Genomic DNA, 19,241 nt, shown 5'->3' on the forward strand with positions numbered 1-19,241 from the left:
CTCCATGAAAATCTTATTTATGGGTCGCAAACAGGTTTCCGCCAACCTGCTTCGTTTTTTGACCAAACAAGACCATATCGAAATCGTCGGTGTCTTGACCGACAGCCATCTGCAAGGCTCGCCGACCACGGCCGCCGCGCAGGAATTGGGCTTGCCCCTGTACACCTTCGATACGGCTTTGGAAGCAATGCGAGAAGGCCGTCTGAAATACGATTTGGGCTTGTCCGTCCTTTACTGGCGCAAGCTGCGTGATAAATTCCTGAGCATTCCGACTTTAGGCACGATCAACTTCCACCCTGCGCTGTTGCCCGAATACAAAGGCACTGGCGGCTACAACCTGGCCATCATGGACGAGCTGAACGAATGGGGCAATACCGCCCACTACGTCGATGCTTCCATCGATACCGGCGAAATCATCGAAGTGGACCGCTTCCCTATCGACGCTGAAACAGAAACCGCCCAATCGCTCGAACGCAAAACCATGCAGGCATTGGAAGATTTCGCACGACGCATCATCACCCGCGCCATCGAGTCAAAAACCAAATTGCCGACCACACCAAACATCGGTGGCCGCTATGTCAGCCGTGACGAAATGGAAGCCATGAAGCAAATCCGCGACGGCGACAATATCGAGAAGAAAATCCGCGCCTTCTGGTTCCCTCCTTACGACGGCGCATACGTCGAAATCAACGGTCAGAAATACACCCTGATCAACCGCCAACTGCTGGAAGAAATCGCCCCCAAAGGCTCAACCAGTCTTTTCGCAGGAAAAACAAATGCTTAATACATCACTCTCCCCATGGCCAAGCTTTACTCAAGAAGAAGCCGATGCCGTTTCCAAAGTCCTGCTGTCCAACAAAGTCAACTACTGGACAGGTACGGAATGTCGCGAATTTGAAAAAGAATTTGCTGCCTTTGTCGGCACACAATACGCCGTCGCCCTTTCCAACGGTACGTTGGCTTTGGACGTAGCCCTCAAAGCAATGGGCATCGGCCAAGGCGATGATGTGATTGTCACTTCGCGCACTTTCTTGGCTTCCGCGTCATGTATCGTGACCGCCGGTGCAAATCCGGTTTTCGCCGATGTCGATTTGAACAGCCAAAACATCAGCGCCGAAACCATCAAAGCCGCTTTGACGCCAAACACAAAAGCCATCATCGTGGTTCACCTTGCCGGTATGCCTGCCGAAATGGACGACATCATGGCTTTGGCCAAAGAACATAACTTGTGGGTTATCGAAGACTGCGCCCAAGCGCACGGTGCGAAATACAAAGGCAAATCCGTCGGCTCCATCGGCCACGTCGGCGCTTGGTCGTTCTGCCAAGACAAAATCATGACCACCGGCGGCGAAGGCGGCATGGTAACCACCAACGACAAAGAGCTGTGGAGCAAAATGTGGTCGTACAAAGACCACGGCAAAAGCTACGATGCCGTGTACCACCGCGAACATGCACCCGGTTTCCGCTGGCTGCACGAAAGTTTCGGCACCAACTGGCGCATGATGGAAATGCAGGCTGTCATCGGCCGCATCCAGCTCAAACGTATGCCCGAATGGACTGCCCGCCGTCAAGCGCACGCCGCCAAACTGGCTGAAAGCTTGGGCAAATTTGCCAGCATCCGTTTGGTTGAAGTTGCCGACTACATCGAACACGCGCAATACAAGTTCTATGTTTTCGTCAAACCCGAACACCTAAAAAACGGCTGGACGCGCGACCGCATCGTCAACGAACTGAACGCACGCAAAGTCCCATGCTATCAAGGCAGCTGCTCCGAAGTATATTTGGAAAAAGCTTTCGACAACACGCCTTGGCGTCCGAAAGAGCGTTTGAAAAACGCTGTCGAGTTGGGCGACACCAGCCTGATGTTCTTGGTGCACCCAACCCTGACCGATGAAGAAATTGCGTTCTGCAAAGAAAACATCGAAGCCGTATTGACTGAAGCCACGGCATAATCATTTTCAGACGGCCTGCAACTTCAGGCCGTCTGAAAAAATAAAACAGCCTGCTTCAAACAATCCGTACCAAGCCACATTACAACACTCAGACACAAGAAATATAAAATGAACTTGGAAACCCTGCTGGCTCTGCCGCGCAACCTTAAAAAAACCTTCTTCGTCATCCACGATATCTTGATGATATTTGTGGCGTTTTGGTTTGCTCAAAGCCTCAAAGTGCAATATTCCGACGAATGGTTGAGTATCGCCAACTGGCTGGCTTTCGGCAGCACCGCTGTGCTGACCATCATCCTTTTCATCCGTATCGGCCTCTATCGCGCCGTTACGCGCTTCGTCAGCATCCGCGTCCTGACCGCCGCCGCATTCGGCAGCATCATTTCAGCGGTCTTGTTCTGCCTAACCACCCTGATTTTTGAACAAAAACTGCACCTTGCCCTGCCCATCGTCTATTTCTTGGTCTTAGTGGTCGGTGTCACCAGCTCGCGCATGATCCTGCGCGCGATTCTGACCGACCATCACCGCAAACAGATGACACCCGTCATCATCTACGGCGCAGGCCAATCCGGCCGCCAGTTGTTGGAAGCCATCAAACAGGTTAACGAATACTCGGCCATTGCCTTTGTCGATGACAACCCGAAAATCCAACGTACCGTCATCTATGATCTTGCCGTCTACAACCCCAATGAAATCCCGATGCTGATCAGCCGCTACGGCGTCCGCAAAATTCTGCTGGCGATTCCAAGTTCTACGCCGGAAGAACGCAAAGACATCATCCGCCGCCTCGAAGCATACAAATGCGAAGTCCTGACCATTCCGGGCATGAAAGATTTGGTCGACGGGAAAATCAATGTCAGCTCATTGAAAAAAATCTCTGTGGTCGATTTGCTCGGCCGCGCCCCTGTGGCACCGCGCCCTGAATTGATGAGCGCCGACATCAGCGACAAAGTCGTGATGGTGACCGGCGCAGGCGGCTCTATCGGCTCCGAACTTTGCCGTCAGATTCTCAACTGCCGTCCGACCAAACTGCTGTTGTTTGAATTGTCCGAATTTGCCCTGTACAGCATAGACAAAGAATTGCGCGAAACCCAAGCCGCGCAAGGCAGCCAAGTCGAAGTCGTACCGCTTTTGGGCTCGGTGCAAAACAAAGAACGCCTTAGCAGCATCATGAAGGCCTATCACGTCGACACCGTTTATCATGCCGCGGCCTACAAACACGTCCCTATGGTCGAGTTCAACACCATCGAAGGCATTCAAAACAACGTGTTCGGCACACTCTGCTGCGCACAGGCCGCCGTAGATGCGGGCGTTTCCACCTTTGTTTTGATTTCCACCGACAAAGCCGTCCGTCCGACCAACACCATGGGCGCCAGTAAACGTATGGCCGAACTCTGCCTGCAAGCCCTTGCCGCCGAGCCGGAACAAAAAACACGCTTCTGCATGGTACGTTTCGGCAATGTATTGGGTTCGTCCGGCTCCGTTGTCCCTGTATTTGAAAAACAAATTGCCGAAGGCGGCCCGATTACCCTGACCCACCAAGACATTACCCGCTACTTCATGACCATTCCCGAAGCGGCGCAACTGGTTATCCAAGCCGGCGCAATGGGTAAAGGTGGCGACGTATTCGTCCTCGACATGGGCGAATCCGTCAAAATCATCGACCTTGCCCGTCAAATGATTGTCCTCAGCGGCCTCAAAGTGAAAGACGAGCAACACCCCCACGGCGATATCGAAATCAAGATTACCGGCCTGCGCCCGGGTGAGAAACTTTATGAAGAACTGCTCATTGGCGACGAGGTACAAAAAACCACTCATCCCCGTATTATGACCGCCAGTGAAGTAATGCTTCCATGGGCGCAATTATCTGACATACTGTCGGAACTCCATACTGCCTGCCTAAAAAGCGACCAAGACAGCCTGCGCCAGCTTCTGTTGCGCGCACCGACAGGCTTCGTACCCAAAGACGGTATCTGTGACTTGGTTTGGCAACAAAACAATAAGGCCGTCTGAACATTTTCAGACGGCCCGGACACCATCCCGCAAGGACTACTACATGAAAAAAACGCTCTCCCTGCTTACTCTATTCGCACTGACTGCCTGTAACAGCACGACAGTCATTCCTGGTTCAACCATCAAAACCAGGACCAAAACCATTGTTTACACCGATACCGACACCGCAGCCGATATCAACCTCGACAGCCGCGTTGCCGTTTACCCCATCACGCCCAACCTGATTGAAAAAATGCGCAAGCCGCCTGTACTTTCCCAAAACAACCAAGGTTTGGAGCAAAGCAAAAGCGCTTACCGCTACCGCATCGGCAGCGGCGACGTCCTCAATATCATGGTTTGGGCGCACTCCGACCTCAACTCCCCTATCCAGCAAAGCAACCCGCAAACCAACCAAGTCAGCCGCGGTGCCTGGGTAGATGAGGCCGGTTATATTACTTACCCGCTGGCAGGCAAAATTCAAGCCAAAGGCAAAACTTTGGATGAATTGCAAAACACCCTGACCAACCTTCTGAAACGCTACATCAAAAACCCTCAAGTAGCCATCAACGTTACCGAATTCCGTTCGCAACGCATTTCAGTATCCGGTGCCATCAACCAAGCAGGTCAGTTGCCGATTACCAATATCCCGATGACCATTTTGGATGCCATCAACCAAGCAGGCGGCGTTACCCAAAGTGCCGACACCCAACACATCAAATGGACGCACAACGGCGTCGACCGCACCATCTCCCTGCAAGATATGTTGCAATACGGCGATATGTCGCAAAACCACCTCCTCAGCCATGGCGACATCGTTTACGTTCCTAACAGCAGCAACAACAAAATCTACATCATGGGCGAAGTCGGCAAACAAGCCACCCTGCCAATCGGCAATCACGGCCTCAACCTGACCCAAGCGCTCGGCGAAGTCGGCGGCATGAACCAAAACTATGCCGATGCAACCGGCGTATTCGTGATCCGCCGCGCACCAGAAGACGCGGCCAAACCTATCCACATCTATCAGCTCAACCTGAAAGATGCGACTTCTTACGCACTGGGCAGCGAATTCAAACTGCGTTCGGAAGACACCGTTTACGTTACCGCCGCCCCGGTTACCCGTTGGAACCGCGTAATGTCACAAATTACCAACTCCATCAGCAACGTCAACACCCTCGACAATACGTTTAAATAAACAGTGGTTCCTGCTGTCAGACCCTTGTTTGACAGCAGGATACAAAATCACGCACAATCCAAACCAATTACATAAACGGCATACAAAAGCCGTAAACACCGCACAAACGGAAAAGCAGTACCTTATCGTCTGACTCACGCTTTTTTTCAGACCATAAACCGAAAACAATATCATGTACCACAACATACTCATCGTCTGCCTAGGCAACATCTGCCGCTCCCCCACAGCAGAGCGGATCATGCAGAAAAAACTACCCGGCCATCAAATCAGCAGCGCCGGCATAAAAGCACTGGCAGGTAAGGATGCCGATTTCCAAGCCATTAAAACCGCACTCAAACACGGCGTTATCGTTGCAGGCCATACGGCACGCCAACTGACCGCCCCGATGTGCGAACAGGCCGATTTGATTCTCGTCATGGAGCCCAGTCAAATCGACATGGTGGCCGACATCCATCCGCCGGCACGCAGCAAAACCATGCTGTTTGCCCAATGGTTGCCTAAAAAAACCGTACCTGACCCATACAAACAAAGCAGCGAAATGTTTGAAGCCGTTTTTGAACAGCTCAATGCTGCCGCAGACACTTGGAAAACCAAACTAAACGGAAAAACTCAACCGGTATAAAACCGGCATGAACAAGAAAGCAAGCAATGAAAAAAACGACCTACACACCTTACAGCGCAGACAACGACGAAATTGACTTCGGCCAACAGCTGCGCGTAATTTGGACAAATAAATACAAAATCCTCGCCGCCCTGCTTGCAGGCGGCATTCTTGGCGCAACCTTCAGCCTGGCGTCCACTCCGCAATACCGTGCCGACGCCATGCTGGAAATTGAAACGCGACAAAACCAAATCCTGACCGAAATCAACAGCATCTTCAACAACCAAACCACGCCGTCTGAAGCAGAAGTCGAGCTGGTTCAATCACGCTTGGTGCTGGGTAAAACCGTTGACGACCTTCAGCTGGACCAAGAAGTCAAAGCCAAATATACACCCGTTATCGGCAGCCTGATGCACAACATCAGCGGCGACCCCGATCCCAAACTGACCGTCGGCAGCTTTACCGTACAAGACGAATGGTTCAACAAAACCTTTACGCTGACCGCCAAGAGCAACAAGGCCTATACCCTTACCCTGCCTGACAAACGCGTCGTAGAAGGCAAGGTCGGCGTGCCTCTGAAAATCAACAATCAAACCACCCTCAAAATCGATCAAATCTTGGCCAATCCGGGTCAAGAATTTGCGTTGACCAAGTTCTCGCGCATCAGCGCCATCGAAAACATCCAAAACAAACTGGCGGTCATCAGCAAAGGTAAAACCAGCCCCATCATCAACCTTACCTTTACAGGCACCGACCCTAAACGTACCAGCGTCATCCTCAACAGCATTGCCGACAACTACGTTGCGCAAAACCGCGAACGCGACGTCCAAGTCGCATCCAGCGGTTTGGCCTTCATCAGCGAAGAATTGCCACGCTTGAAAGAAACCTTGCAAGACGCTGAAAACAAACTCAATGCCTACCGCCAACAATCAGGCTCCCTCGACATTCCGCTCGAGTCCAAAGGTGCATTGGAAAGCCTGACCGGCATCGAAACCCAAATTACCCTGCTCAAAACCGAAGAAGCAGGCCTGGCCGAGCTGTACACGCCGGAACACCCTTCCTATAAAGCCGTATTGGACAAACTTGCCGTTCTCGAGCGCGCTAAAAACAAAATCAACCAACAAATTGCCGAGTTGCCGAATACCCAACAAGAAGTTATCCGCCTGACCCGCGACGTAGAAACCAACCAAGCAACCTACGTCCAACTGTTGAACAAACAACAAGAACTCAACATCATGAAAGCCAGTGCGCAAGGTAATGTCCGCATCGTCGATTATGCCTATGTCCCAGAAAACCCCGTTGCCCCGCGTAAAACCGTCATCACACTCCTGAGCGCACTTGCCGCAGGTTCATTGACCGCTTTGTGGCTGATGATTCGCAACCGCATGAAAAACGGCATTACTTCATCCGAAGAAATCGAAAACCTCAATTTGGAAGTCGTCGCTCTTGTTCCGCATTCCAAAACCCAGCAAAAACGCGACTTCTTCAAAAACAAATTCAAAAAAACCGGCGGCCGTTCCAACTATCTGCTGGCCAGCGAAGACCGCGCCGACACGGCCGTCGAAGCCATCCGCGCCCTGCGCACCAATATCTACTTCTCCATGCTGGATGCGCCTAACAACGTCCTCATGATTACCGGTGCCGCGCCTGAAGCAGGTAAATCCTTTATCTCCGCCAACCTCGCCACCGTAATGGCGCAGTCAGGCAAACGCGTTCTGCTTATCGATACCGATATGCGCAAAGGCTACCTCGACCGACTCTTCGGCCTTACCCCCGAGTTCGGCTTGTCTGACATCCTCAACGGCAAAGCTGCTCCGGCCAAAGCCGTACAAGAGACCGGCATTGAAAACCTCCACCTCATCAGCAGCGGCAGCTATCCTAGCAATCCGTCCGAGCTTTTGATGGACAACCGTTTCAACGAGTTGCTTGCCCACGCCAGCCAACGCTACGACTACGTCATCTTGGACACGCCGCCCGTATTGGCCGTGACCGACGCCGTCATCATCGGCCAACATGCAGGCACCGTCCTGATGATCAGCCGTTATGCACATACGCGTGCACGAGAGCTTGAGGCTAGCGTCGAACGCCTCAAACAAAACCACATCAACATCAAAGGTGTCGTTCTCAACGGCATGAAGCGCGAAGCCAACAACAGCTACGACTACTACGCCTACGATGCCTACCATTCCAGTAACAATAAATCATAAACCGAAGCAGGCCGTCTGAACTTTCAGACGGCCTAAGGCTTTTTAAACGGCACAAAATACTTTTCACAAACGCCGCCCTTGCACCCCAAAGCCGTTTGTTTTAAAGTAAGCCCCGTTCCCATATGGAAGAGAAACATGAAAATTACCGTCATCGGCGCAGGTTCGTGGGGTACAGCTCTCGCGTTGCACTTTGCGCACCACAACAATGAAGTTGCCCTTTGGACACGCAATCCCGACCAAATCCGCACCCTGCAAGCAGATCGCGAAAACAAACGCGGCCTGCCCGGCTTCCCTTTCCCTGAGTCCCTGACTGTTCACGCCGATTTGGGCGAAGCGCTGAAAGACAGCCAACTTGCCCTGATCGTTACCTCCGTAGCCGGCCTCAGAAGCAGCGCCGAACTGCTCAAACAGCATAACGCCGCCGATATTCCTGTTCTCGCCGCCTGCAAAGGTTTTGAACAAGATACCGGCCTCCTGACTTTCCAAGTACTGAAAGAAGTCCTGCCTAACAATAAAAAAATCGGCGTTCTCTCAGGACCGAGCTTTGCCCAAGAACTTGCAGCACAACTGCCTTGCGCCGTCGTGCTTGCCTCCGAAAACAAAGACTGGGTAGAAGAAACCACTGCCCAACTGAACACCACCGTGATGCGCCTGTACGGCAGCACCGATGTCATCGGTGTCGCTGTGGGCGGTGCCGTTAAAAACGTCATGGCGATTGCCACTGGCCTTTCAGACGGCCTCGAATACGGCCTCAATGCACGCGCAGCCTTAGTAACACGCGGCCTTGCCGAAATCACCCGCCTTGCCATCGCCATGGGCGCTCAACCCAAAACCATGATGGGCTTGGCAGGCATCGGCGACCTTATCCTAACCTGTACCGGCGCACTCTCGCGCAACCGCCGTGTCGGCCTCGGTCTCGCAGAAGGCAAAGAGTTGCATCAAGTGCTTGTCGAAATCGGCCACGTTTCCGAAGGCGTCAGCACCATTGAAGAAGTCTTCAACACCGCCGCCAAATACCAAATCGATATGCCCATCACTCAAACCCTGCTGCAACTCATCCGCAAAGAAATGACCCCGCAGCAAGTCGTTGAACGACTGATGGAACGAAGCGCGCGCTTCGAATAAACGGTTGCGCCGTCTACCATTCAGACGGTCTGACGCACAATATGACGGCCATAAGGCCGTCTGAAGGGAAACACATGAACCAATCACTGAACAATCTGGAAATCAACGTTTACCAACTTGTCCAAAAATTTGAAACGCTGGTTTCAGAAAACCGCCGCCTCAACGAAGAAATCGACAGACTCAAACTCGAGCAAGAGCAACAAAAACGCCAACACGACGCGGCCATTGATGAACTCAGCGAAGCATTGTTGGTTCAAGTAGGCAAACTCAAAGAAGACCTGCAAAGCAAAATTGACAACCTGACTGCCGAAAAAGAAAACTACCGCAACGCGCTGGCTCAAAGTGCAGACCAAATCCGCAGCCTCATTGCCCGATTGCCCCAAGAAACACAACAATAAAAGGACGCCCCGTGAGTATCGAACAAGTCAATCTCGACATCATGAATGTCAACTTCACCATCAACACGCCGAGTGAAGAAAAAGCTACCCTCCTGCAAGCCGTTGAAATGCTCAACAAAAAAAGCGATGCAATTAAAGAAAGCGGCCGCATCGTCGGCACGGACAAAATCGTTGTCATGGCAGCCCTCAACGTCGTACACGACCTCTTGAAAACCACCCTCAACGACGATTTGGCAATCGGTGAATTTGAGCGTAAAATAACCGACATGAACAACGCGTGCCAAAAAGCACTGGCGCGCTTGGAACAAAACTGATTTCCCCTTTTCCCTGCGGTGTTCGCGAAGGCATATATTCCTTTGAACCAATACGTTCGCTTTAGGTTGCCGGGAGCTGTAGTGGGCGCGAGCGTCCGTTTATCGGACGCACCCGAAACTACCCGAGGTGACCGCCTTGTCAGCAAGGTTCAAGCGGATTCAGCCTAAACGGCACTCGTGGGGATTCCCTAAAAAAGCCATACCGACAGGTGTGGCTTTCCCCTTTCTAAGTAAAGACTTTCGTAAAGATTTCCGGTCGTCTGAAAAAACCGCATATTCATGCATCAAACACACTCAATTAAGATTGACAAAAGCCAATCTCCTCTTTAAAATCCATAACTTTCTATATATATCTGGATTCCAACCATGAAAACCTTCTCTGCAAAACCCCACGAGGTGAAGCGCGAATGGTTCGTCATTGACGCAGAAGACAAAGTTCTGGGTCGTGTCGCAGCCGAAGTCGCACACCGTCTGCGCGGCAAACACAAACCCGAATACACCCCTCACGTTGATACCGGCGACTACATCATCGTTATCAACGCAGACAAACTGCGCGTGACCGGTGCTAAATTCGAAGACAAAAAATACTTCCGTCACTCTGGTTTCCCAGGCGGCATCTACGAGCGTACTTTCCGCGAAATGCAAGAGCAATTCCCAGGCCGCGCTTTGGAACAAGCCGTAAAAGGCATGTTGCCTAAAGGTCCTCTGGGCTACGCCATGATCAAAAAACTGAAAGTGTACGCCGGCGCCGAACACGGCCACGCTGCACAACAACCTAAAGTTTTGGAACTGAAATAATAAGGACACGACATGAACGGTAAATACTACTACGGCACAGGCCGCCGCAAAAGTTCAGTGGCTCGTGTATTCTTGACTAAAGGTACCGGCCAAATCATCGTAAACGGCCGTCCCGTTGACGAATTTTTCGCACGTGAAACCAGCCGCATGGTTGTACGTCAACCTCTGGTTCTGACTGAAAATGCCGAATCTTTCGACATCAAAGTTAACGTAACCGGTGGTGGCGAAACCGGCCAATCCGGCGCCATCCGTCACGGCATCACCCGTGCCCTGATCGACTTCGACGCAGCCCTGAAACCAGCTCTGTCTCAAGCAGGCTTCGTTACTCGCGATGCTCGTGAAGTTGAACGTAAAAAACCAGGTTTGCGCAAAGCACGTCGCGCAAAACAATTCTCCAAACGTTAATACGTTTTCAGAATCGAATCAAAAAGCCTTGCTCTGCAAGGCTTTTTTCATTTATAAAACAATAATCCAATACCACGCAATATATGATGAAAACCCTACTCCACTACACCAAATCATTGCTTCAGGCTGTGATTATCTTCATCTTCTTATCCCTGATTGTCGACTGGGTTCGCAAGCCTGACCAACCCTTACAATCAGCAGCACAAACCCTGACCTTAACCGATGATCAAACCACTTCCCTTCAATCCTTCAGCCAAAATCGGGTTGCCGTCGTTTATTTTTGGGGCAGCTGGTGTCGTATTTGTTCATACACATCATCAACCATAGAAAAGCTGCACCAAGACAATATCCCAACACTGGGCGTAGCCTTGCGCTCCGGAAGCGACACGGACATTGCCCACCATATGCAACAAAACAATCTATCCTTTCCAAACTTCAACGATTCAGACGGCCTGATGGCTCAAAAATGGAATATAGCCGTCACACCAACCATTATCATATTAAAAGATGGCAAAATGATTCATCACACATCCGGACTTTCCAGTTATATCGGATTAAAAATCAGGATTTACTTGGCAAATATCTTCAGCTAAATTCATTGAAAATCCACTAAAAATAGAAAATCTAAAGAACAATTTCACCTGAATATATTCAACCAATTCGATTTCATAAATAAATAAACTATCTCTTTCCCAATAACATATGATTTTGTTGAGATTATAAGGAAAATAGACTAAGATATAACCATAAGAACAATTGGAAACATTATTATCAAAACAAACTGTTAGAGATTCTCATCTAATATTGTGGCAGTGATGCTTTTGTTCCCATAAACCCGGCTGCCGACGGCAGCCTTAAAACAGCAATATTCGCCTTTATCAATCTACCTCACGCTTCAACGGTTTGATTTTTGATAACACCGGAGACTTAGTAATGCCCAACCAATCTAAACATGCATCTATCAATATCGGTCTGATTCAGGCACGGGAAGCATTGATGACCCAATTCCGCCCTATTCTGAACCAAGCCAATATTACTGACCAGCAATGGCGTATCATCCGGCTCTTAGCGGAAAACGGCACACTCGACTTTCAAGATTTGGCCAATCAGGCCTGCATCCTTCGCCCCAGCCTGACAGGCATTCTGACCCGCCTGGAAAAAGCAGGTTTGGCCGTTCGCCTGAAGCCTTCCAACGACCAACGCCGTGTTTATCTGAAACTGACGCCCGAAGGTGAGAAACTCTATGAATCCATCGGTGCATTGGTTGACGAACGCTACGATGCGATTGAAAAAGTTCTGTCCAAAGAAAAAATGGCACAACTCAAAGAACTCTTGGCAGAGCTGGCAAAAATCGAACAGGCATTAAAATAAAGAAAGCCGGATGACAGACTCAACACACACATTCAAGAGACCATTTCGAGATGCCATGGCCTCCTGTGCCGCCGGCGTGCACGTTATCACGACAGACGGCGAAGCGGGACGCTATGGCATTACTATGACTGCCGTCACTGCCGTTACCGACGAGCCGCCGACGGTCATGCTGTGCATCAACCGCCAATCCGCCATCATTCCCATCTTGCAAGGCAACCGTGATTTGTGCATCAACACGCTCAACGACAGCCAGCAGGATGTCGCCGAACACTTTGCCGGACTGACCGACCTCTCGCCCGAAGAACGCTTCGAATACCATATTTGGCATAGAGGGCAAACCGGGCAGCTCGAAGTCGAAGGCGCGCTGGCGCACCTGCACGGCAGTATTGTCGATCAGCGCGAAATCGGCACGCATTACGTCTTTTTCGTTCAGCTCAACGAAATCCGCAATACCGACACGCAAGCACCGGCATTGCTGTATTTCCGTAGGCAATTCAAATCTTTGGCATAAATAAAGGTCTCAGACCGTCTGAAAAATGAAACTGATGTTTCAGACGGCCTGAGACCTTTTCTGTTTCACACATTATAGGCACACCCATGAAAGCAATGATACTGGCCGCTGGTCGCGGCGAACGCATGCGCCCCCTAACCGACCACACGCCCAAACCCTTACTCGAAGTAGCAGGCACGCCGCTTATCGGCTGGCACTTGCGCCGCCTGCAACAGGCCGGTTTCACTGAAATCGTCATCAATCATGCCTGGCTTGGTCAACAAATCGAAGATACCTTGAAAGACGGTTCGGACTACGGCGTGCGCATTACCTATTCTCCAGAGCGCGCCGGAGGCCTGGAAACCGCCGGCGGCATTGCCACTGCCCTGCCTCTTTTGGGCGACGAACCGTTTTTGGTCGTCAATGGCGACGTATTGACCGACATTGATTTCCAAGCTGCACGGCTGGCTGCCAAGCGTATGCAGGAACACAATCTTCTCGCCCATTTGTGGCTGGTGGACAATCCGCCACACCATCCCGAAGGCGACTTCGGCCTGCTTTCAGACGGCCTGGTTTCCGCGTCATCCACAGACGGCCAAGCCCTGACTTTCAGCGGCGTGGGCGTTTATCATCCTGCGCTTTTTAAAGATACCCCGGCGCACCAGGCTGCCAAACTTGCCCCACTGTTACGTCAAGCCATGAGTCAAAGCCAAATCAGCGGCGAACATCACAACGGCCTTTGGTTGGACGTCGGTACAGTCGAACGCCTGCAAGAAGCCGACCGTATCGCCCAAAGCTGGTAAAACAAAAGGGGCGTATCCGATACGTCCCTTGCAATATCAAAGGCCGTCTGAAAATATTGGGCAACCTATTTTTCAGACGGCCTTAATTTATCATCAAGCTTTGGCCAATTTCTTTTCTTTCTTCATTCCCAACAAGCCATTGACGATCATCACGCACAATCCCAACCAAATCAGACCATAGCCGATCAATGCGCCTTTTTGCACCGGCTCGCCCAGCCACACAATCGACACAATAAAAAGCAATACAGGTTCCAAATAGCTCAACATACCGAACACCGCAACCGGAAGTAACTGATTCGCCTTCAAATTCAAATGCATGGATATTGCGCTATTGAAGCCTAGCAACACAATAAAAAAGATTAATGCCGGTTTGGCCGCAATCATCGCCGGCGTATCCGTTGCCAGCAAAATATACGCCAACGCAAACGGCGTAATCATTATTAAATCAAAGGTCAGACCGATTAAAGAAGGCACGCCCAGTTTTCGGCGTAGTAGATAATAAAACGGATAAGTACCGAACACCCATACAGTCGTCCACGAAAACGCACCCGACCGTACCAATTCACATGCCACGCCTGCACAGGCCAACACAACGGCAACCGTCTGCAATCGGTTTAAACGCTCTTTAAACCAAATCCGTCCACCCAGTATCATCGCCAAAGGAAACAGGAAATAACCCATGGCGATGTTTACCCCTTCCCCGTTGACCGGCCCCCAGACAAACAGCCACAACTGGCTGGCAAATATCGGCGTCGGCAATACAATCAACAGCCACCGCTTCCAATCGCGGCCGATATTGTTCGCAAACCGCGCCGCTGCCTGCCAACCGTTGACCATCGTCATCAGCACGCATAAAGCCGACAGCATCGCCACCATACGCCACGCAAAAATTTCCGTGCCGCTCATCGACTGCATCCATATGCCGTACAAAAACAGCATGGCAAACAATGCATTGGACGTTATGGCCGCCAGCAAACCTTTGGATAAATTCGTCATTTCAGACGGCCTTTCATTGCATCGAAGCAGTCTAATACATCAGCCCTGTTTCACAATATCCGACAGCGGCCAGCGCGGCTTGACATTGAATGCGCCGACAGCCTGACGCTCGGCAAGACGCATCGCGCCGGCAAAGGCAATCATTGCGCCGTTGTCGGTACAGTATGCCATCGGCGGGAAATAGACGTTGATTTTTTCTTCCTGCGGTTTGGGTTTGCCTTTTTCAGACGGCATTTTGACAGTTAAACGTGAAAACTCATCACGCAGTTTCCAGTTTGCACCCACACCGCCGGCAACCACCAAAGTTCTGAAGCCGGTATCCAACAACGCTTTTTTGGCTTTGGTCGCCAATACATCAACTACCGCATCTTGGAAAGCGCGGCAAATGTCGTTGCGTGTTTGTTCGGGAATTTCATCGCTGCCGGTTTCGGCACGGACTTTTTCGACAGCGGTCAAAACGGCGGTTTTCAAACCGGAAAAGCTCATCTGTAAATCGTGCGAATGGAGCATGGGGCGTGGAAATGTGAAAGCATCAGGCGTGCCGAGTTTGGCCAACTCGGATAATTTGGCACCGCCGGGATAAGGCAAACCTAAAAGTTTGGCCGTTTTATCGAACGCCTCGCCTGCCGCATCATCGACGCTTTCACCCAGCAAGGTGTAATCGCCGATACCGCGTACAGCCATAAATTGCGTATGTCCTCCCGACACCAGCAAAGCAACAAATGGAAATTCAGGCTTATCGTCTGCCAACAAAGGCGAGAGCAAATGACCTTCAAGATGGTGGACGGGGATAACGGGCTTGCCGATGGCAAACGCCAATGCATTGGCAAAGCCTGAACCGGCCAGCAATGCGCCGCCCAAACCCGGGCCTTGCGTAAAGGCAACCGCGTCAATGTCGGCATAGCCTACGCCTGCTTCTTTCAAGCAACCTTGCGTCAACGGTACGACACGGCGGATATGGTCGCGGCTGGCCAATTCGGGGACAACGCCGCCGTACTCGGCGTGCATCGCCATTTGTGTGTGCAAATGATGCGCCAACAGGCCGCGCTCGGTATCGTAGAGCGCAACGCCGGTTTCGTCGCAAGATGATTCAATTCCTAATACCAACATGGTTTGAGGCCGTCTGAAAAAATGATTAAAAACGATTCAGACGGCGTTTTCTCCGAAAACGGAAAAAGGCCGTCTGAAATAAAGTGCGGGATAGACTGCTTACAAAGTGCCGTAAGAATGCAGGCCGCTCAAGAACATATTCACGCCGATAAAGGCAAAGGCGGTAATGATTAAGCCGATGACTGCCCACCAGGCCAATACCCTGCCGCGCCAGCCTGCCACCAGCCGCAAATGCAACCAGATAGCGTAATTCAGCCAAACGATGAATGCCCAAGTTTCTTTCGGGTCCCAGCTCCAATAGCGGCCCCACGCTTCGGCCGCCCACAATGCGCCGAGAATGGTGGCAATCGTGAAGAACAGGAAACCGACGGCAATCGCTTTATACATGACTTCTTCAATGACTTGAGATTGCGGCAGCCATGATTTTTTGCCCGCATCTTCTTTTCTGAGTGCCAGCAGTTCGGCAATACCCAGCATGGCGGCGATACAAAATGCGCCGTAGCCGATAAAGTTGGCCGGAACGTGGATTTTCATCCACCAAGACTGCAAAGCAGGAATCAGCGGCTGAATGGCATGCGCCTCGCGTGAAACGCTGTACCACAAGACAAATCCGACCACAATCGCCATAAAGCTGAAGACGAAGCCGCCCAGTTTTTGTACGGCAAAACGGCCTTCGTAATAGAGGTACATCAGCGCCGTAATGACCAAGAACAAGATGAATACTTCGTAAAGGTTGGAAACCGGAATATGGCCGGCATCGGGACGCAGCAGATAGCTTTCATGCCAGCGTACCAGCAAACCGACAAAGCCCGCCATCGCGGAAATCCACGCAAACACGGTACCCATACCCAAAAGCGTATTGGTCTGCACATTTTTGCGCACCGCCGCTATCGCGCCGACGATATAGGCAAACAAGGCAAAGAACACAAACGCGCATTGCCACATAATCGCCGACTGGCTGCTTAACAGGTATTTGAGCAGGAAGCCGTCTGCGCGTTTGATGTCGCCGCCATACAAATCAACGGCAAAATACGCCAAGCACACGCCCAAAGGGATAAACCAGCGCATCGGTTTGAAAAACCACCCCAGAAAAACGGCAATACCGCCACTCACCCACAAAATCACCATTTCGTAGATGTCCATGTGCAGACCGGCCTGGGTTTGGGCAATAAACGCACCGACTGCAATCAGCAGCGCAAATGCCCAGTCGAAAAGGTTGAGGTTTCGGATAAATGATTTGTGTGTCAGAAGCTCATGCTCGGGCAAGGCCTGATGTTTGTTATTCATGGTTCAAATCCTTGGCAAGCTGCTGCAATTGCCGTGTGTGTTGCGGAAATTCTTTCTGCAAGTCGCGTTCGTTGCGGCTGGAAGACATGGCAAAACGGATACGGCCGTCTGAAAACAGCAGCCAAGCACGTTTTTCACGAATATAGAACATAAACACTGTACCCAACACCAGCAATACCGAACCCAAATACACCAAGAATGCACCCGGAGAACGGGTCATCTGCAGGCCGGAAGAGCGCACTTCGGTAAAACTTTCCAGTTGCAGCAGCATCGGCGCGGGATATTCGGTCAAACCGGTGTACGCGTCCATTGCATGCAGCAGGAAGCGGTTGCGCTTTTCGTCTTGCGGCCAAGCCGGCAGATTGTATGTGCTGATCGTATCTTCCAGAGCGGCATTCATCACGCCATAGAGCATCTCATAGAAATAGCCCTGCATTTTTTCCTGCTGCTCTTTCGGAATGTTGGTGGTGACAAATTCGTCCAAAGCCAAATAGCCGCCTTTGGCAAAAATCGACAAGGTATTTTCCGCCGCCGCCATGAATTGCTCACGGATTTCGGCAGGCGCACCTTTAACGGCATTGGCAACGGTTTTACGGCGTGCCGCATCGTCTTTCAGATATTGACGCAAAGCCATAAAGGTGTCGATTTGGCCATTTTTATCCATCGGAATGCGCAACCAGCGGTATTGCTGCGCCAAGCCGCTGCGTGTGCCGGTAATGAAGAAATAGTCTTCATCTTGTTTTACCGGCAACATATAGTTTTTATATTCGACAGCCTGCCCTGCTTTGTCGCGGATGCGGTAAACGATAGACGGGCCGATGTTGGTGTATTTTTTGCCTTCTTGACGGACGGAGCGAACATCATTGATGGCGGATTTCAAGTTTTGCTCTTTTTCAGACGGCTCGCTCATGTCTTCGACGTTCATCGAAGTAAACTGGTCAAATTCCAGTTTATAAGAAGCTTTGCCCAAATCCAGCGGAAACTCGCGCATGGAAGTCGCTTTGAGCTTGACCGGAGTACGGTCGGCATCAGCCAGATTCCACGCTTTAAACGTCAAGTCAGAGCCACCGTCGGCAAAACTTGCCTGATAAACCGTAATACCGTGCAGCGTCAAAGGATGGTTGACGCGGATAGTGTGTTCGCTGACTTTGCCGGTTGCCTTGTCCGTTACTTCCAAGTCACTGGCAAAATCACGCGGCATACCGGTATCGTAAAAGTCGATATGGAATTTCTTTAATTTGACCGAAAACGGCAGGTCTTGCACCAGCATGCCGTTATCCGCATTCAGAAACACCACGTCCGCGCTCTGCCCTTCCGCAATATTGACATTGCCCCTAAACGACAGGTTGGATTCACCCAACACGCTTTCGGGCTTAAAGTCTTTGGCGTAAACCGCCGTATTGTCCGGCACGATCCGGCCGGTAAGCATACCGATTTTCAGCAGGATATTGCTGTCTATCAAACCGCCCAAACAAATCACAATCAGCGCGGCATGGGCAAAGATATAGCCCCATTTGTTCATCGCACCTTTTTTTGCCGCCACCAAAACCGAACCGTCTTCACGCGTAACGGTTTTGCAGCCATAGCCCTGCACTTCCAAATAACGTTGCGCGACTTCGGGCGTCACCTGTCCGTCTAAAACAATGGAATGGCGCATTGCCGCCAGCGATTTTTCCTTCGCGTTTTCACGGAACGAACGAATCTCGCGCAAAAACGGCGGAACATTGCGAATCAGGCACAATCCGGTGGAAATCACCAAAAACATCATGATGACAACGAACCACGCCGAGGCGTACACGTCGTACAGGCCCAAAAAGCCGAAAATCTGCGACCAAAACGGGCCGAATTTCACCAAATAATCGACTTGTGGCTGGTTTTGCTGCAAGACTGTACCGATAATCGAAGCCACGCCCAACAGGCTGAGCAGGGCAACGGCAAAACGCATGGAGCTGAAAAAGGCAAACCATGGTCTGCGGATAAGTGGGACGGATGATGAAGATTTACTCATGTCTCAAATGTCGGCTTGGGGCAACCCGATCGATGGAACGGACTGCAATGACGTGTGATGCGAAAGGAAGAATACTGCATATTGTAGTAAAAATCTTGCTGTCGCTATTTGAAAAAAACAATCAGGCTTATCGGCATATATTGGCTAAGGCCGTCTGAAGGGCTTTCAGACGGCCTGTATCAATAAGCTCGTTTT

19 protein-coding genes and 1 other RNA gene are annotated in these 19,241 nt (G+C 51.1%); 16 read left to right on the forward strand and 4 right to left on the reverse strand.

Features of this window, described 5'->3' with window-relative positions:
• The first annotated feature begins 4 nt into the window (after positions 1-4).
• The 16 genes from HMPREF2700_RS08405 to murU all read left to right on the forward strand — a co-directional run bounded on the left by HMPREF2700_RS08405 (position 5) and on the right by murU (position 13,645).
• Positions 5-784 (forward strand): methionyl-tRNA formyltransferase, encoded by a 780-nt coding sequence (locus HMPREF2700_RS08405; protein ID WP_070591513.1) that lies wholly within the window; start codon positions 5-7, stop codon positions 782-784.
• A complete protein-coding gene (locus tag HMPREF2700_RS08410; RefSeq protein ID WP_070591515.1) occupies positions 777-1,952 on the forward strand; it encodes a DegT/DnrJ/EryC1/StrS family aminotransferase in 1,176 nt (391 codons plus the stop codon). The genes HMPREF2700_RS08405 and HMPREF2700_RS08410 overlap by 8 nt, the downstream gene beginning before the upstream one ends.
• 108 nt (positions 1,953-2,060) lie before the next feature.
• Positions 2,061-3,962, forward strand: a complete 1,902-nt coding sequence (locus HMPREF2700_RS08415; RefSeq protein ID WP_070591516.1) for a polysaccharide biosynthesis protein — start codon at positions 2,061-2,063, stop codon at positions 3,960-3,962.
• Positions 3,963-4,005: 43 nt separating this feature from the next.
• Positions 4,006-5,133 (forward strand): polysaccharide export protein, encoded by a 1,128-nt coding sequence (locus tag HMPREF2700_RS08420; RefSeq protein ID WP_070591518.1) that lies wholly within the window; start codon positions 4,006-4,008, stop codon positions 5,131-5,133.
• 172 nt (positions 5,134-5,305) lie between these two features.
• A complete protein-coding gene (locus HMPREF2700_RS08425; RefSeq protein ID WP_063076616.1) occupies positions 5,306-5,755 on the forward strand; it encodes a low molecular weight protein-tyrosine-phosphatase in 450 nt (149 codons plus the stop codon).
• A gap of 26 nt (positions 5,756-5,781) precedes the next feature.
• Positions 5,782-7,941 carry a polysaccharide biosynthesis tyrosine autokinase gene (locus HMPREF2700_RS08430; protein ID WP_070591519.1) on the forward strand — a complete coding sequence of 720 codons (2,160 nt, stop codon included), beginning with the start codon at positions 5,782-5,784 and terminating at the stop codon, positions 7,939-7,941.
• 135 nt (positions 7,942-8,076) lie between these two features.
• Positions 8,077-9,066, forward strand: coding sequence for an NAD(P)H-dependent glycerol-3-phosphate dehydrogenase (locus tag HMPREF2700_RS08435; protein WP_070591521.1), 990 nt, complete (start codon positions 8,077-8,079; stop codon positions 9,064-9,066).
• Positions 9,067-9,140: 74 nt separating this feature from the next.
• Positions 9,141-9,464 carry a hypothetical protein gene (locus HMPREF2700_RS08440; RefSeq protein ID WP_036494022.1) on the forward strand — a complete coding sequence of 108 codons (324 nt, stop codon included), beginning with the start codon at positions 9,141-9,143 and terminating at the stop codon, positions 9,462-9,464.
• 11 nt (positions 9,465-9,475) lie between these two features.
• Positions 9,476-9,778 (forward strand): cell division protein ZapA, encoded by a 303-nt coding sequence (zapA, locus tag HMPREF2700_RS08445; protein WP_003681511.1) that lies wholly within the window; start codon positions 9,476-9,478, stop codon positions 9,776-9,778.
• Positions 9,779-9,785: 7 nt separating this feature from the next.
• A non-coding RNA gene (gene ssrS / locus HMPREF2700_RS08450) (6S RNA) lies at positions 9,786-9,966 on the forward strand.
• A 178-nt stretch (positions 9,967-10,144) separates the two neighbouring features.
• The gene (gene rplM / locus HMPREF2700_RS08455) at positions 10,145-10,576 is read left to right on the forward strand and encodes a 50S ribosomal protein L13 (RefSeq protein ID WP_003684605.1); all 432 of its coding nucleotides are present in this window, start codon (positions 10,145-10,147) and stop codon (positions 10,574-10,576) included.
• A gap of 12 nt (positions 10,577-10,588) precedes the next feature.
• Positions 10,589-10,981, forward strand: a complete 393-nt coding sequence (gene rpsI / locus HMPREF2700_RS08460; RefSeq protein WP_003681515.1) for a 30S ribosomal protein S9 — start codon at positions 10,589-10,591, stop codon at positions 10,979-10,981.
• An 86-nt stretch (positions 10,982-11,067) separates the two neighbouring features.
• Positions 11,068-11,574 carry a protein disulfide oxidoreductase gene (locus HMPREF2700_RS08465; RefSeq protein WP_070591522.1) on the forward strand — a complete coding sequence of 169 codons (507 nt, stop codon included), beginning with the start codon at positions 11,068-11,070 and terminating at the stop codon, positions 11,572-11,574.
• A gap of 340 nt (positions 11,575-11,914) precedes the next feature.
• Positions 11,915-12,352, forward strand: a complete 438-nt coding sequence (gene hpaR, locus HMPREF2700_RS08470; protein ID WP_003684610.1) for a homoprotocatechuate degradation operon regulator HpaR — start codon at positions 11,915-11,917, stop codon at positions 12,350-12,352.
• 10 nt (positions 12,353-12,362) lie between these two features.
• Positions 12,363-12,863, forward strand: coding sequence for a 4-hydroxyphenylacetate 3-monooxygenase, reductase component (gene hpaC / locus HMPREF2700_RS08475; protein WP_070591523.1), 501 nt, complete (start codon positions 12,363-12,365; stop codon positions 12,861-12,863).
• An 86-nt stretch (positions 12,864-12,949) separates the two neighbouring features.
• Positions 12,950-13,645, forward strand: coding sequence for an N-acetylmuramate alpha-1-phosphate uridylyltransferase MurU (gene murU, locus HMPREF2700_RS08480; protein ID WP_070591525.1), 696 nt, complete (start codon positions 12,950-12,952; stop codon positions 13,643-13,645).
• A 93-nt stretch (positions 13,646-13,738) separates the two neighbouring features.
• Here murU and rarD read toward each other — a convergent pair whose 3' ends face one another.
• From rarD to HMPREF2700_RS08500, 4 genes are all read right to left on the reverse strand, one after another.
• Positions 13,739-14,641 (reverse strand): EamA family transporter RarD, encoded by a 903-nt coding sequence (gene rarD / locus HMPREF2700_RS08485; RefSeq protein WP_070591527.1) that lies wholly within the window; start codon positions 14,639-14,641, stop codon positions 13,739-13,741.
• Between the two features lie 39 nt (positions 14,642-14,680).
• Entirely contained in the window at positions 14,681-15,751 is a 1,071-nt protein-coding gene (tsaD, locus tag HMPREF2700_RS08490; RefSeq protein ID WP_070591529.1) for a tRNA (adenosine(37)-N6)-threonylcarbamoyltransferase complex transferase subunit TsaD, read from the reverse strand.
• Between the two features lie 99 nt (positions 15,752-15,850).
• Positions 15,851-17,038: a c-type cytochrome biogenesis protein CcsB gene (gene ccsB, locus HMPREF2700_RS08495; protein ID WP_070591530.1), complete on the reverse strand. Its 1,188-nt coding sequence runs from the start codon at positions 17,036-17,038 to the stop codon at positions 15,851-15,853.
• Positions 17,031-18,983, reverse strand: a complete 1,953-nt coding sequence (locus HMPREF2700_RS08500; protein WP_070591531.1) for a cytochrome c biogenesis protein ResB — start codon at positions 18,981-18,983, stop codon at positions 17,031-17,033. Before HMPREF2700_RS08500 ends, ccsB begins: the two co-directional genes overlap by 8 nt.
• Between the last annotated feature and the right edge of the window lie 258 nt (positions 18,984-19,241).

It is taken from the genome of Neisseria sp. HMSC068C04 (assembly GCF_001810105.1).
Taxonomy (GTDB): domain Bacteria; phylum Pseudomonadota; class Gammaproteobacteria; order Burkholderiales; family Neisseriaceae; genus Neisseria; species Neisseria flavescens_B.